General features: G+C 60.0%; 11 protein-coding genes. 7 read left to right on the top strand and 4 right to left on the bottom strand.

Features of this window, described 5'->3' with window-relative positions:
• Positions 1–401: 401 nt before the first annotated feature.
• Positions 402–1,532 carry a hypothetical protein gene (locus tag ACP4CD_RS06490; RefSeq protein ID WP_426993991.1) on the bottom strand — a complete coding sequence of 377 codons (1,131 nt, stop codon included), beginning with the start codon at positions 1,530–1,532 and terminating at the stop codon, positions 402–404.
• Between the two features lie 265 nt (positions 1,533–1,797).
• Entirely contained in the window at positions 1,798–5,418 is a 3,621-nt protein-coding gene (locus tag ACP4CD_RS06485; protein WP_426993990.1) for a hydantoinase B/oxoprolinase family protein, read from the bottom strand.
• Between the two features lie 152 nt (positions 5,419–5,570).
• Here ACP4CD_RS06485 and ACP4CD_RS06480 point away from each other — a divergent pair, with 152 nt between their 5' ends.
• Entirely contained in the window at positions 5,571–6,353 is a 783-nt protein-coding gene (locus ACP4CD_RS06480) for a hypothetical protein (protein ID WP_426993989.1), read from the top strand.
• A gap of 40 nt (positions 6,354–6,393) precedes the next feature.
• On the opposite strand, the gene ACP4CD_RS06475 is transcribed toward ACP4CD_RS06480, so the two are convergent.
• Positions 6,394–7,239 (bottom strand): PEP-CTERM sorting domain-containing protein, encoded by an 846-nt coding sequence (locus ACP4CD_RS06475; protein WP_426993988.1) that lies wholly within the window; start codon positions 7,237–7,239, stop codon positions 6,394–6,396.
• A 378-nt stretch (positions 7,240–7,617) separates the two neighbouring features.
• Here ACP4CD_RS06475 and ACP4CD_RS06470 point away from each other — a divergent pair, with 378 nt between their 5' ends.
• Genes ACP4CD_RS06470 through ACP4CD_RS06455 form a run of 4 tightly spaced genes read left to right on the top strand, consistent with a single transcriptional unit; the run spans position 7,618 to position 12,071 of the window.
• The gene (locus tag ACP4CD_RS06470) at positions 7,618–8,598 is read left to right on the top strand and encodes a cytochrome-c peroxidase (RefSeq protein WP_426993987.1); all 981 of its coding nucleotides are present in this window, start codon (positions 7,618–7,620) and stop codon (positions 8,596–8,598) included.
• A complete protein-coding gene (locus ACP4CD_RS06465) occupies positions 8,595–9,146 on the top strand; it encodes a DAHL domain-containing protein (protein ID WP_426993986.1) in 552 nt (183 codons plus the stop codon). The genes ACP4CD_RS06470 and ACP4CD_RS06465 overlap by 4 nt, the downstream gene beginning before the upstream one ends.
• A complete protein-coding gene (locus ACP4CD_RS06460) occupies positions 9,080–10,657 on the top strand; it encodes an ATP-binding protein (RefSeq protein ID WP_426993985.1) in 1,578 nt (525 codons plus the stop codon). The genes ACP4CD_RS06465 and ACP4CD_RS06460 overlap by 67 nt, the downstream gene beginning before the upstream one ends.
• A complete protein-coding gene (locus ACP4CD_RS06455; RefSeq protein ID WP_426993984.1) occupies positions 10,647–12,071 on the top strand; it encodes a sigma-54-dependent transcriptional regulator in 1,425 nt (474 codons plus the stop codon). The genes ACP4CD_RS06460 and ACP4CD_RS06455 overlap by 11 nt, the downstream gene beginning before the upstream one ends.
• 91 nt (positions 12,072–12,162) lie before the next feature.
• On the opposite strand, the gene ACP4CD_RS06450 is transcribed toward ACP4CD_RS06455, so the two are convergent.
• Positions 12,163–13,350 carry an OmpA family protein gene (locus tag ACP4CD_RS06450; protein ID WP_426993983.1) on the bottom strand — a complete coding sequence of 396 codons (1,188 nt, stop codon included), beginning with the start codon at positions 13,348–13,350 and terminating at the stop codon, positions 12,163–12,165.
• A 161-nt stretch (positions 13,351–13,511) separates the two neighbouring features.
• On the opposite strand from ACP4CD_RS06450, the gene ACP4CD_RS06445 reads away from it, so the two are divergent.
• Together ACP4CD_RS06445 and gltX are read left to right on the top strand one after the other, a co-directional pair.
• A complete protein-coding gene (locus ACP4CD_RS06445; RefSeq protein ID WP_281023101.1) occupies positions 13,512–13,955 on the top strand; it encodes a tetratricopeptide repeat protein in 444 nt (147 codons plus the stop codon).
• A gap of 6 nt (positions 13,956–13,961) precedes the next feature.
• Entirely contained in the window at positions 13,962–15,365 is a 1,404-nt protein-coding gene (gene gltX, locus ACP4CD_RS06440) for a glutamate--tRNA ligase (protein WP_426993982.1), read from the top strand.
• The last annotated feature ends 7 nt before the right edge of the window (positions 15,366–15,372 follow it).

The raw sequence follows: 15,372 nt of genomic DNA, 5'->3' as shown, positions 1-15,372 counted from the left end.
AAGCGCCCAAGCATACCGCTGGTTTAATTCCGCTAGAGGCAATCCATGCCGCCAAAAAGCAATGGCTCGTCGATGCGGCTGTCGGGCCGAGAGGGGGCAAAGTGTCTTTTAGCCTGGCGCTAGGATCGACACCATTGAGTTTGACGGTGCCGAGCAGGGTTTTAATGTCGGCGGCACGTTGGCCGGCATCGACGCAAAACGTCACGATATTTTCATCGCAAGATGGCTATTGGATTCGATCGGGTCCTCGGCATGGACCTTAACCGGACGGCAGCGCAACATCTGTTTGCACACTTCGGAAGATGCCAGCGGATGAATCCGGGACGCGGTTGGGATGAACGGCTTTTCCCAACCGCGTTTTGGTTTAGTGACGTCCGACGGCCGTCGCCGGGCGGGGCCGGTTATTCGCAGCTCAGCGACGGATCGTTGCAATACGCCACGTTTTCCCACTGGAATGGCTGGGACTTTCTCGGATCGATGGTTAGGCGCAACCACTCCGACGGCGCGGTAGTGGAGCCTTGCACGGTAATACGGGTCAAGTTGGGCACCGCTTGGGTGTGGTGAATCACGCCGGTGGCGCTGCTGGGGTCGGCAAGCGGCCGGTCGGAACCGTAGACGTGCGAATCGCCGTTCAATAACAATACCTGACCACGAAAATCATCCGTTAAGTCGGCCAGTTTTTGCACGATCGGCGTGTAGGCGGAGAGTTCGTTGGTCGTGGCGGTGATGGCGGCCGGGTCCCACATGTCGGCTTGAATCGCGATGACGACGGCGCGGGCATGGTCTTTTTTCGCTTTCTTGAAGGTCGCTTCCAGCCAGCGCAAGTCGGCGGCGGTGCGTTCGGCCACTTCCTGATCCTGAGCGGCTTGATTGGCGAAAGTGCCGGCCCACGGCAGAGTGTCGTTATTCGAGCCAGGTACGTTCAAGGTGGCGAACACGACTTTGCCTTGTTGCCACATCGCGTTTTCGACAAATTGCGCGTCGCTTGGAAAGCTTGGGTCGAAGGCGCGCGCCTGACTGACGACTTGGGCTTCTTTACCTAAGGTAACACCCGGTTTCGCAAAAAACAGTCCGCGCACGCTGGCCAGTTCTTTTAAAGGGTCGCCGCTTTTGAATTGCTTGGATTTTTGGCAATCGGTCCATTCGTTGTCGCCTGGCGTATAGACGACGGGCTTATCGAATTGCTGAAATTGATAATAGATCTTTTGGTTGTAGCCCGGATTGGACAGCGGAATCGGCGGCAGGATGTCGGCGCTGGTGCAGGGCATGCTGCCGGCGTGAATGTCGCCCACGTGGATCAAGCGGCTGACCGCCGGGTCGGCGTTCACCGAGTCGATCAGCAAATGTGCATTGTCCAGCAGTAACGGGTTGTACGGCCAATCGCCGATGACCGCGATCGTGACCGGCCGGTCGGCGTTTTCGTCATCGCGTCGGTCGCTGTCGGCGTTGGCCGACGCGGCAAACACCAGGCTGGCGGCAGATAGCGCGGTAGCCCATGTCAGTTGGTTGAGGGTCAAAAATCGAGCATTCATCTGGGGGGGGCCTTTATTAATGGTTTTCGACGGGGACCGAGCGCGCGCTTGAAGCAGAAAGCCATGTCGGCGTCTGGCCAACAATAGGCCAATCGATTTGGCGGGCGAACGGGGCCGGAATCCGTTCACGAGACGGATGGCTTAGATGGTAGGGCGGGCATATTGCAAACAGATGACAAGGTCCGCCGAAGGAGGGGGCCGCGCTCGACCGGGGATTTGCGGGGGATAGGGCACGCCGCTGAATTTTACGGCGCGTTCGTCGGACTTAGGCCGCGCCGAATCCGCCGCCGCCCGGCGTTTCGATGACTAAGTTGTCGCCGGCTTGGACCTGGACTTCGGCTCGGCCGGGCAGGATTTGTTCGCCGCCGTCGGCGCGTAACAAACGGTTGATGCCAAGGGCGCCCGGTGCGCCGCCGTGCAGCCCGAACGGCGGCAGGCGCCGATGGCTGGACAGCAGTGAAACCCGCATCGCTTCGCGAAATTCGATGCGGCGAATCGCGCCGTTGCCGCCGCGATATCGTCCGTCGCCGCCGCTGCCGGGGCGTATCGCGAATGCTTGCAGTACCACCGGAAACCGTTGCTCCAAGATTTCCGGGTCGGTGATGCGCGAGTTGGTCATGTGGGTATGCACGGCGTCGGCGCCGTGAAAGCCGGCCCCGGCCCCGGCGCCGCCGCACAAGGTTTCATAATATTGATAATCCTGGTTGCCGAAGGTCAGATTGTTCATCGTGCCTTGCGAGCCGGCCAGCACGCCGAGCGCGCCGTACAGCGCATCGACCACGTATTGCGAAGTTTCGACGTTGCCGGCGACCACGGCGGCCGGTGGACGCGGATTCAGCAGGCAGCCCTCCGGAATCACGATGTCCAACGGCTTCAGACAACCGGCGTTGAGCGGGATGTCGTCGCGCAGCAGGGTACGAAACACATACAGCACGGCGGCCTTGCACACCGCCGCCGGCGCATTGAAATTGTCCGCCAGTTGCGGCGAGGTGCCGCTGAAATCGATGCGGGCGGTGCGCGCCGTCTGGTCTACCGTGATCGCGACCGCGATTTTCGCGCCCTGATCCAGTTCGTATTCGAAACGGCCGTCGGTTAGCGTTGCCAACAGCGCGCGGACGCAGGCTTCGGCGTGGTCTCGCGCATGGCGCATGTAGGCGTTGACTACAGGCAGGCCATAGCCGGGGATCAGCGCGGCCAATTCCTCGGCGCCCTTGCGGTTGGCGGCGATCTGGGCTCGCAGGTCGGCCAGGTTTTGCTCGGGATTGCGGGCCGGATGGCGATGGTCGCACAGCCATGTACGGATCGCGGCTTCCTGAAACTCGCCGCGCGCCAGGATTTTCAGGCCGGCGCTGCAGACGCCTTCATCGTCGATATCGCGGCTGTGGGCCGGCATCGAACCGGGCGAAATGCCGCCGACGTCGGCATGGTGGCCGCGCGAGGCGACGAAAAACAGTAGCTCGCGGCCGGCGGCGTCGAACACCGGCGTGACCACGGTGATGTCGGGCAAGTGGGTGCCGCCGGCGTAGGGCGAATTCAGCAAATACGCCTCGTCCGGTTCGAAGCGGCCGGCCCGGTTTCGTAACAGCGCAAGCACGCTTTCGCCCATCGAACCCAGATGCACCGGAATGTGGGGCGCGTTGGCGATCAGGTTGGCGTCGGCGTCGAACAGCGCGCAGGAAAAGTCCAGGCGTTCCTTGATGTTGACCGAATGCGCGGTGTTTTGCAGTACGAAGCCCATCTGTTCGGCGACCGACATGAAGCGCTGGTTGAATATCGCCAGCAGCACCGGATCGGGGCGGGCTGCCGCGTCGGATATTTTTGCCGCGTCGCGGCCGGATAACGGCTGGTCGCCGGCCGCGGCCGGGCCGCGTTGCAAGAGCAGATCGCCGCCGGCCAGCCGTTGCGCTTGCCAACCGGCTTCGACGACGATGGTCGAGGTCGGCTCCAGCACGATCGCCGGGCCGGCTAGGGTTTGGCCGGCCGCCAAATTCGCGCGGCGATAGACCGGCGCGGCGCGCCACTTGTCTCGGCTGAATATCCGGGTGAAACTCTCCGGCCGGCCATCGCGCGGTTCGGCGTCGGCCGGTGCGGCCGCGCTGATCTGTTCGGCGGCGGCAATGCATTCGACTTCGATCGTGGCGATGCAAATCGGCCGATCCGCGTAACAAAAGCCGAAGCGGCGGCGGTAATGTTGTTCGAAATTCGCCAGCACCGCCGGCGCCGGGCCGTATTCGACGCTTAACGCGGTGTCGGTGCCTTGGTAACGCAAGCTTAGGCGTTTTTCGCGGATCGGCTCCGAGTCGGCAACGCCTTGCTCGCGCAGCTCGGCCAGGGCTTGACCTTCCAGGGCCAGAAAAAGTCGATCCAGTTCGGCGGCGTCGATGTCGTCCCAGCGTCGTTCCAACGCCCGTTGTTTCAAGACCCGAAAATCCGCTAAACCCATGCCGTAGGCCGACAATACTCCGGCCAGCGGATGCAGCAACACGCGCGGCATGCCCAGGCGTTCGGCCAGCAAACAGGCGTGTTGGGCGCCGGCGGCGCCGTAGCAACACAAGGCGTATTCGCCGAGGTGATAACCCTTTTGCACCGAGATTTTCTTGATCGCCTCGGCCATGTTTTCGATCGCGACGCTGAGAAAGCCGGCCGCGACTTGTTCCGGGCCGCGCCGGTCGCCGGTTTCGCGGTGTATGCGTTCGGCCAATTCGGCAAATAAAGTCTTGACCAAGTCGAGGTCTGGCGGCATATCGCCGTTCGGACCGAACACCGCCGGAAAGTCGGGGAGTTTGCCGAGCAGCAGATGGGCGTCGGTGACGGTTAGCGGACCGCCGCGCCGATAGCAGGCCGGACCGGGATTGGCGCCGGCCGAGTCCGGGCCGACCCGGTAGCGTTGGCCGTCGAAATGCAGAATCGAGCCGCCGCCGGCGGCGACGGTATGGATTGCCATCATCGGCACCCGGATGCGCACGCCGGCAATTTCGCTGTCGCAGCTTCGCTCCAGCTCGCCGGCATAGTGCGCCACGTCGGTCGAGGTGCCGCCCATGTCGAAGGCGATGATCTTCGGCAAACCGGCCCGGCGCGCCACCGCGACCGCGCCGATCAGGCCGCCGGCCGGGCCGGACAACATGCAGTCCTTGCCTTGAAAATCGGCGGCGCGCACCAGACCGCCGTTGGATTGCATGAACCACAGCCGGGTGTTGGGGTCGTGGTCGGCCAGACCGTGTTCGACTTGTTCGACGTAACGGCGCAGCACCGGCGACAAGTAAGCGTCCACCACGGTGGTATCGCCGCGAGCGACCAACTTCGGCAAGGGGCTGACTTGGTGAGACAGCGAGATCTGCTTAAAGCCGACGGCCGCGGCGAGTTCGCCCAGCGCCAACTCATGCGCCGGATAACGCCAGGCGTGCATCAACACGATCGCGATCGCGCGTAGGCCTTGCCGGTAAAGCGCTTGCAATTGCTCCCTGGCCCGGTCGCGATCCAGCGCCTGCAACTCGCTGCCGTCGGCGGCCATACGGGCCTCGATTTCGACGACGCAAGCGTATAACGGCTCCGGGCGGCGGATGTCGAGCGCGAAAATATCCGGCCGGTTCTGGTAAGCGATGCGCAAACAGTCGCGGTAGCCTTGGTTGACCAGCAAGGCCAGCGGTTCGCCTCGGCGTTCCAACAAAGCGTTGGTACCGACCGTCGTGCCCATTTTGACATTGGCGATGCGGCGATCGGCGGCGCCGTCCAAAATATCGCGAATACCTTGCAAGGCCGCGTCCCGATAGCGCTCCGGATGGTCCGACAGCAGTTTGCGGGTGACGATGTCGCCGTCGGCCGAGCAGGCTACGATGTCGGTAAAGGTGCCGCCTCTATCGATCCAGAATTGCCAGCCCCTAGTCATTGAAAACCGCCAAGAAGAAATTGCCGATCAAAAATTGCGTCACTTTATGTGATGATAGTCGGTTTAAGAAAGGGTCCGTCGGCCGGATTCGTCAACGATATGCGGCGAATCCGGCCGGCAGGCGCAATAATAATCACTGGAGAGGGGAGTGCGTGGAAACTTTGTTCGATATCGCTTTGCTGGCCATTGCGGCGTATGCCGCCAGAGCTTATTTGCTGTTGCCGGAGACGGTGCAGGATAGAGACATCTTTCCGAGCCGGGCGGCGACTTTCGTGACCCGCTTGGTGCGCGAGCAAAATGTCCGCGATGTGGTTGCCGATCGTGCCAAACCGATTGCGATCGCCGGTTCGGCCGCGGAGGCCGACGCGGTGGAGGCTGTCGAAAACCCGGCCGCCGAGTTGACAACGGCGATCGAGGAAGCAGCCCTTGTCGAGACGCCGGCCAAGTCGGCGACAGTAACCGATGATGTCGAAACGGTGGCCGAAGCGGCGCCGCGCGTGCCGGAAGACTCCATCCTGAGCCGCCATTATTTCGCGCGACTGCTGGCTGAAAAAGCCGCGTTGGCCAATCCGTATCCGACCGAGTCGGTGCTGCGCCGGCACTATCGGCAACGTTTGGACGCGTTGCTTGATCTGCAATTGTCGGATTCCGAGAGCGCTAGCGACCGTGACGGAATCGAAGCGGCGTCCGACTTCGCCGATTCATCGGCGAATCTTGAGCTTGCCGATGGCGACGAGCGGATCGAAAGCGGCGCCGATAGTAGCGCCAGCGTTTCGGTCGTCGTCCCAACCGATTCGGTGTTGAGACGGCATTTTCTGGCGCAGCTACAGCGGGAACTCGAGGCCGAATGGCCGGATTGCCCGACCGATTCGGTTTTAAAACGTCATCGCCAACAGTGGTTGGAAGCGAAAATCGCCGCCCAACTTGGCGAATAATTCGAGCTGATTCGATAGGCCCGCCGGCGCTAGCCGGCGATTAAACCGCTTGCGGCGCGGTTTGTTTACGCTTGCCGGTGCCGAGCAGGCCCAACAAACCGCTCAAAAATAGCCAGGTGGCGCCCGGCAGCGGGACCGCGGAAACGCCGGTCAATGAAAAAGCTTGGTTGAACGGGGTGCCGCCGACAATATCGGTGCCGATCCGCAGCCAGTCGGGGGCCAGGTTTTCATCGCGTATCCAGGATTGCAGATCCGGCGAGAAGGGACCGCTGCCGCCAACGATGGGTTTGGCCGCCGACAACCACAGAAAATTGCCGTTCTTCAATTCCACCTGCGGCACGAAAAAGTAGTGATCGGCGTCCAGCGTAATGGCTCGGCTGAAATCGATACTAACGTTGATTTCTCGACCGCTGACGGTGCCTTCGCCGCCGGTGGTTTGGTTCGGTAGCGGGTGAATGCCGTTCAACACCGAGTTGGCGGCGGTGGCGACATCGCCGAGCACGCTGACGCTGTAGCTCAGCGTGTTATCGGCCGAACCGCGCGATTCGAATGCCACGTCGGCGGGTGAATTGACCCGGGTCGGGACCCGGCCGGACGGCGGATTGACCGAGTCTTTATCGAAAACCCGGTAAATTTCCACATTGACGTTGGCAATGTCGGCCAAGGTGGCGCCGTTGGCCAGCAAGCCGGTGAAACTGGCCTGGCGAAGTTGGGTTTTCTCGGCCAGGATGAAATCGTCGGCCGATTCGATCTCCAGGGCTCCGGCTTGGGCGCCGACAGCGATTCTAAAGTCGGGGTCGCCGGTGCTGAAGCTAAAGGCCGAGGCTTCGTAAGACGTCGCGAACAAAGCGAACAAGGTCAGGACGGGAATAAATTTGTGTTGCATGGTCGTTCTCCTAAATTGTAATGAGTCATGATGAGACGGAGTCTCCGATACCGAAACTGCTGACAGCTTCTGGCAATGACTATTGCGAGCAGCGTGCCAAGTCTGCTTTCGAAAATTAATTTTCGATTTTCATTGGTTTAGCCGAGACTGGCCTTGGATTTTTCCTGGCCGAGTCCGCGACGAAAGTTGCGGCGTTTTAGCCGAAATCCGCGGCGGACGCCGGTCGACGCCGGCTGACCTCATGCGTCGGCAAGGTGGACACGGCAACTTTTGTCGCAGGGGTGTCCGTGGCGGTTTAATAGTCGAGGGGTAGGGGCAGTGCCGATTCAAGCTAACCATTCATTCGCCGCATCCGGAAAAGCCAGCGGAGCGGCAAGCGTGAACCGGAAACGGTATCCGGGTATTTTGGCGATAGGCTGGCTCAGTCTCGCTTGCGCGGCTCTGGCGCGGGCGGAAGTACCGCCGACATTGCTGCCGCTGCCGACGACGGTTGGCGGAGATCCAAACCGTATTGCGCTGGGACAGCGTTTGTTTCACGAGCCCAAGCTGTCCGATCAAGCCGCTCGCTCCTGCGCTAGTTGCCACCCGCTCGACCGGGGCGGCATGGACGGCAAGGCTCGCGCGGTATCGGCCGATGGGGCGGCGGTTCTGCGCAATACGCCCAGTTTGTTCAACGTGGCGTTCAATTACTTTTTCAATTGGGACGGCGTCGTGACGACGCTGGAGGCGCATACCGAAAAAGTCATGCTGAATCCCAACATTATGAAAGCCAATTGGCCGGGGGTGATCGCCCGCTTGGCCGGCGAGGCCGATTATGTCGTGGCCTTCGCCAACGCGTATCCGGACGGATTGACGCCGGCCAACGTCGTCGATGCCGTGACCAGTTTCGAGCGCAGTCTGGTGACGCCGAACGCCCGTTTCGATCGGTTTCTGCGCGGCGACAGCACGGCGTTGAGCGCCGAAGAACAACAGGGTTACCGTTTGTTCAACGATCTGGGCTGCGTGGCCTGCCATCAAGGTATCAATCTGGGCGGCAATTTGTTTCAAAAGTTCGGCGTGTTTGGCAGGCCGCCCAGCGCGGCTGAACTCATAGACGCCGGTCGCTATCTGGTCACCGGTAATCCTAGGGACAGCGGCGTGTTTCGCGTGCCCAGTTTGCGTAATGTCGCCGCCACTGCGCCGTATTTTCACGACGGGCGAGCCGCCGATCTGGAGACCGCGGTCAGCACGATGGCCAAATACCAGCTCGGCAAGCCTTTGGCCGAGCGGCAACGCGATTTGTTGGTCAAGTTTCTACATAGTTTGACCGGCGAATATCGGGGCAAATCGTTGCTCGCCGAGCCTTCCGCCAAGCCATGACCGGCTTTTCCTGGAAACCCAGGTTGATCGTCGCCGCCTTGGTCGGTGCGATTACGTATCTTTGGATACAGAGTGCCAACCCGGAATTGGAACGGCGCAATCGCTTGCAGGCGACGCTGCGGATCATCGAATTGCGCGACGCGGAATTGATGCGCGACATCTTGCTGACTAGGGCCGGATTGCTGACCAATTACGACGCATTGACCCGGACCGGCCAATCTCTGCTGAATTTGTCTCGAGGTCTGCGCGACGAGCTGGCGGCTTCGGTAAGCCCCGAGCCGCGCCGGATGGGTGATCTGGCCGGCGCTTTATCGGCCGCGCTGCAAGACCGGCTGACGCAAATCGAATATCTGAAATCCGACAATGCCTTGTTGCGTAATTCGGTGATGTCCTTCAACGAGATCGGTAGAAACCTACAGCTAAGCGCCAAGCCGGCCGACAGCGCCAGGCTCACCAATTTGTGGCGGTTGATGGCCGGCTTTTGGAAAATGCCGGGCCTGAGTCGGCGCGGGAGCTTGAACAGGAGCTGGAGCGTTTATCCGGGCTGAATTCTCAGTCCGACGATTATCAGGTGTTAATTGCCCATGGCCGATTGATTGTCGAGGTTTTGCCCAAGGTCGACGCGGCGTTGCAATCCATCATCGGCCAGCCGATTTTAAGCCGGATCGACGACTTGCAACACGCTTTGCGCCTTTACGGCGACGGCGCCGAACGGCGCGCTGAACACTTTCGCTTGGCGTTGTATCTCGTGGCGGTGCTGTTGGCGGCGTATCTGTTGTATCAGTTCGCGTTGTTAAGGTCGCATACCTTGGCGTTGCGTAGGGCGCACGCCAGTTTGAAACAGGAGATAGGCGAACGCTTGCAGGCGGAGTCCTGGTTGCGGGAAAGCGAAGCCCGCTTGCGGGCTATTACCGATTCGGCGCGCGAAGCGATCGTTTCGGTGGATGCCGGCGGCAACCTCGTTTCCTGGAACCGGGGCGCGGCGTTAATGTTCGGGGAGGCTGCCGAAGAGGCCCTCGGGACGTCGAGCCAGCGTTTCTGGATGGCGATACAAGGGAAATTGCAAGCGGAAGCCGATGCGACCGACCGGATGATAAATCCAATCACCGAATCGCTTGGAATACGTCGGGACGGTGAGACGTTTCCGATCGAAGTCTCACTCTCCCATTGGACCCGAGGCGAGGAGCGCTTTTCGACCGCGATTATTCGGGACATCAGCGCACGCAGACAATTGGAAGCGGTGGCCAGACAACAGGAGCTGCAACTGATACAAGCCAACAAAATGACCGCTTTGGGCACTTTGGTATCCGGGGTCGCGCACGAAATCAACAATCCAAATCAACTGATTTTGTTGAACGCCGGTTTGCTGGCCGATATTTGGAGCGACGCGCTGGAGATTTTGGACGATCGCTACCGGGCCGGCGGCGAGTTCTCGTTGGCCGGTTTGCCGTATACCGAGTTGCGCGCTAGCGCCGGCGTCTTGATAGACGACATCGGAGACGGTGCCAAACGCATCGAGCGCATCGTGGCCGACCTGAAACATTACGCTCGTCCGCAAACCGAACAGGCCGACGCCGCATTTTCGCTGAACGAGGCGGTGGAGCGCGCGGTTCGTTTGGTTAGACACGTGATTGCTCGTAAAACCGATCACTTCGAAATCCGGTTGGATTCGGCGCTACCGCCGCTGCAAGGCGACCCGCGGCAGGTGGAACAAGTTATCGTGAATTTATTGATTAACGGGCTGGACGCTCTCACCGATACCGACCAGACGCTCGGCGTGACAACCCGCCGGCTGGACGACGAGGGCGAGGTCTGCGTCGAGGTCACGGATCAGGGGGGCGGGATTTCCCCAGAACACATTCAGCAACTGTGCGACCCGTTCTTTACGACCAAGCAAGCGTGCGGCGGTACCGGATTGGGTCTTGCGATCAGCGCTTCGCTGATGCGCTCCCACGGCGGCCGCTTGAACTTTTCGTCCGAACCGGGGCGGGGCACGGTGGCTCAAGCTATTTTTCCGGTTAACTCCAAACCCTGGTCGGCGGCCGAACATGCGGACTAAAGCGTTAAACCCGTTACCGATTTTATTGGTCGACGACGAATCCCAGATACTGCATAGCGCCAGTTTGGTCTTGCGCGGCGCCGGCCATGCCGAGGTATTGACGCTGGACGACAGCCGAGCGGTTTTACCGTTGTTGGCCGAACGGCCGGTTGGTGTGATCGTGCTGGACTTGACGATGCCGCATCTGTCCGGGTTGGCGTTGCTGGCCTCGATTGCCGCCGAATACCCGGAGATCGCCGTGATCGTGATGACCGCCACCAACGATTTGCCGACTGCGGTGGAATGCATGCGTAACGGCGCCAGCGACTATTTGCTGAAACCGGTCGAGCGCGATTGTCTGGTTGCCGCGGTACGCCGAGCCGTCGAAGCGCGGTTGCTGCGGGCCGAGTTGCTGTCGTTGAAGGACTGCTTGCTGGCCAACCAGCCGCATCAACCGGGCCGGTTCGAAGAAATCGTCACCCAAAGTTCGGCGATGTTTGCGATTTTTCGTTACATCGAAGCCGTCGCCGCGTCGCCGCAACCGGTGTTGATCAGCGGCGAAACCGGCACCGGCAAGGAATTGATCGCCCGCGCCCTGCATCGGCAGTCCGGCCGGTCCGGCGAATTGGTGGCGGTGAACGTTGCCGGATTGGACGACAACCTGTTTGCCGACACCTTGTTCGGTCACGCCAAGGGTTCGTTTACCGGAGCGGAGCGCGCGCGGGACGGTTTGATCGCCAATACCGGCGACGGCACGCTGTTTCTGGATGAAATCGGCGACTTGAGCATCGCGTCGCAGGTCAAATTGTTACGCGTGCTGCAGGATGGCTCTTACTATCCGATTGGCGCGGACCGGCCGCGCCAGAGCCGGGCGCGCATCGTGGTCGCCACGCATTGCGACGTCAAGCGCCAAGCCGAACAGGGCGGGTTTCGCAAGGATTTGTACTTCCGGCTGCGCACCCATCATATTCAATTGCCGCCGCTCCGCGAACGCCGCGAGGATTTGCCGCAACTGGCCTTGCATTTTGTCGAGAAAGCGGCGGCCAGTCTGGGCAGACCAGCGCCGAACGTGCCGCCGGCACTGTTTCAATGGTTGGAGAATTACCGTTTTCCGGGCAATATCCGCGAGTTGGAAGGCTTGATGTTCGATGCGGTCGCTCGCAGTCAGGGTTCGGTGCTATCGTTGCAAAGCGTGAAGGACGCGATCGCCGACGAAGGCTTCGGCAATCGGTCGGGCGACGCCGCCGGGGAATTTGCCGCGCCGGCCGCCGAATTTCCGGAGCGCTTGCCGACCTTGAAAGAAGCCGAGGAAGCCTTGATCGGCGAGGCCTTGCGCCGTGCCCAGGGTAATCAGGGCGTTGCCGCCGGCTTGCTGGGTATTAGCCGGCAAGCGCTGAACAAACGTTTGACTCGGCGCGACGCGGATGGCTTTTGACCGGCCGGTTGCCCCGAATGGCGAACCGGCGCGGCGCGGACAAAAAGGGAGGCCTAGGCCTCCCTCGTTTTACTCCGCCTGGCGGCGCGAATTAACGGTCGGTGCGTTTGTAGACGACGCGGCGGTTGTAAGCGCGGCCCTCGTCGGTTTCGTTGGTATCGACCGGTTGCGATTTGCCGAAACCTTCCGCGGTCAAACGTTTGCCGTCGACGCCTTGTTTGATCAACTCGTTTCTGACCGCGTTGGCGCGGCGTTGCGACAGTTTTTCGTTATAGGCGTCGCTGCCGTAGCTGTCGGTATGACCTTGAATCTCGACCGTCAGGCCCGGATTCAGCTTCATCACTTCGACCGCGTTTTGGATCAGCGGATGGTATTTGGATTTGATGTCGGATTTGTCGAAGTCGAACAATACGCCGCGGAACGCCCAGCAACCGTCTTTATCGACGATCGCGCCTTTCGGGGTGTCGGGGCATTTGTCGGCGCAGTTGTTCACGCCGTCCTTATCGTCGTCCTGCTTCGAGCAGTCGGCGACGGCTGGCGGATTGCCGGCTTTCAGGAATACGTTTTTAACGAAGTCGCTCATGCCTTTCGGCGAGCTGATTGCATCGGCCGTGGTCGAAAAGCCGCAACCGCCGGCATCGGCGATTTGTTGCAATTCGGCTTGCCCGGCAGCGTCTTCGTCGTTACCGACCCACACCGTGTAGATGCATAAGCGGTCGCCGTACTGAGCTTTCAGGGCGGCGGCGGCCGGGGCGGGCGAGGACTCTTCGATGCCGTCGCTCAATACGATCAGCGCCAAATTGCCGGTGCCGCCGGCCAGGTCTTGGTTGGTCGCTTCCAACGCGGTTGCCAACGGGGTACCGCCGCTGGAACAGGTCAACGAACTTAGCGAGCTTTCGAAACCGGCTTGAGTGTAGCTTTGCAGCGGCTGGTTCAACTTAGTCGCGCTCCAATCCAGGCAAGGGCCGAAACCGAAGCTGCGCAGGCCGGAAGTCAACGGGATGCTGGGAATGGATTTGTTGAATTTGTTGAGCAGGTTTTTCTCGACATCGAGTTTGGTACCGCTGTATTCGGCAGAATTGACGAAGGTGCGGCTCATCGAAGAGGACGAATCGTTGACGACCAGGAAGCTATTGGTTTTCTGAACCAGTTTTCCGGATTTGACCAAGGCGTTCAGGTCTTCGGGTTGGAATGCCTGGAAGGTATTGCTCGATTGAGTCGCGCAACCGGACAAAATAGCGCCCGCCAAGCCGGCCGTAACGAGTAAGGTTTTTTTCATGGTGGAATTCTCCTGTTGTTATTCTTGGTAGCGGCAAGGCCGAGTTTGGATGCCTTGGGTGCTTAAGTCTAACATCAAACCCTTAATTTTTTGTAGTACGTTCACCTGGATGCGGGGCCATGAAATAATGTAGGTTTGCGAATGGCCTTTTGGGGGGAATAATGGGCAGATTGATAGGGTTATGTTTGATATTGCTGCAACTGTCGTCAGCTTGGGCGGACGAGGTTCTGCAAGCCGCCGAACAAGGCAATCCACAGGCGCAAGCCAAGCTGGCATCCTTGTATTTATTGGGCCGGGACGGTTATGAGAAGAACGAGAAACTTGCCGCCGAATGGATGGAAAAGGCCGCCAAGCAGGGTGTCGTCGACGCGCAGGTGGTCATGGGGGCATTGTACGATCGCGGCCTGGGTGTGACCGGCGATACCGATAAGGCGACCCAGTGGTACGAAAAAGCCGCCGCGCAGGGCCATGCGACTTCGTTGGCGATCTTGGGTCGCAACGACGCCGCCAAGGGCAGCGTGCAATTCAATTATCAGGCGATGCGCTTGAATGCCGCGCGATCGATACCGACCGAATACGCTAAAAGATTTTTAACCAGTAAATAAGTGAAGATGAGTATTAGAACCCGATTTGCACCGAGTCCGACCGGTTACCTGCACGTGGGCGGCGCCCGAACCGCGCTGTTTTCCTGGTTGTACGCCCGCAAGCATGGGGGCAAGTTTATCTTGCGGATCGAAGACACCGATTTGGAGCGCTCCAGCCAGGAATCGGTCAATGCGATTCTGGAAGGCATGACCTGGCTGGGACTGGAATACGACGAGGGGCCGTTTTACCAAACCCATCGCTTCGATCGCTACAAGGAAGTCATTCAACAATTGCTCGATCAGGGCGATGCCTATTATTGCTATTGCAGCCGTGAAGAACTGGATGCGTTGCGAGAGCAACAAATGGCGGATAAGGAAAAGCCGCGCTACAACGGCAGATGTCGGAATAGCGCCGATCAGCCGGAACGGGAAAGAGTGGTGCGGTTTCGCAATCCGGATCACGGCGACGTGGTGATCGAAGATTTGGTCAAGGGCCGGATTGTGGTTGCCAACAAGGAGCTGGATGACTTAATCATCGCCCGTTCCGACGGCACGCCGACCTACAATCTGACCGTCGTCGTCGACGACATGGATATGGGCGTGACTCATGTGATTCGCGGCGACGACCACGTCAACAACACCCCCCGGCAAATCAATATTCTAAAGGCGCTTGGCGCAACCTTGCCGGTCTACGCGCACGTACCGATGATTTTGGGTTCCGACGGCGCGCGCTTGTCGAAACGTCACGGCGCGGTCAGCGTGATGCAATACCGCAACGACGGTTATCTGCCGGAAGCCTTGCTGAATTATCTGGTGCGCTTGGGCTGGTCGCACGGCGATCAGGAGTTGTTTTCGATCGACGAGATGATTGCCTTGTTCGAACTGGAAAAGGTCAATGTCTCCGCGTCGACCTTCAATACCGACAAGCTAATTTGGTTAAATCATCAGTACATCATGAACAGCGACCCGGCCCATGTCGCTCGGCATCTGGCTTGGCACATGGGCGAGCGGGGTATCGATCCGGTAACCGGCCCGGCCTTGATCGACGTCGTCAAGTTGCAACGGGAGCGTTGCAAGACGTTGGTGCAGATGGCCGATGAGAGTCTGTATTTTTATCGGGACTTCGATAGTTACGACGACAAGGCTGTCAAAAAGAACTTCAAGCTCGGCGTCGAGGACGTGTTACAGGCGGTGTGGTCCGGTTTCGACGCCTTGGCGGATTGGTCGGCCGAGCCCTTGCATCAAGTGGTGCTGGATACCGCCGAAAAGTTGCAACTGAATCTCGGCAAGGTCGCGCAACCTTTGCGCGTCGCGGTTTGCGGCGGCGCGGTGTCGCCGGCCATTGATGCGACGCTGGCCTTGCTGGGCCGCGAAAAAACCCTGGATCGGATTGCGCGCGCGATCAAATTTATCGAAGATCACGAAAATTGATAGACAG

It is taken from the genome of Methylomonas stagni, assembly GCF_050154735.1.
GTDB lineage: Bacteria > Pseudomonadota > Gammaproteobacteria > Methylococcales > Methylomonadaceae > Methylomonas > Methylomonas koyamae_A.
Note: the sequence above shows the minus strand (reverse complement) of the source record. Positions and strands in the feature narration are given on the sequence as shown.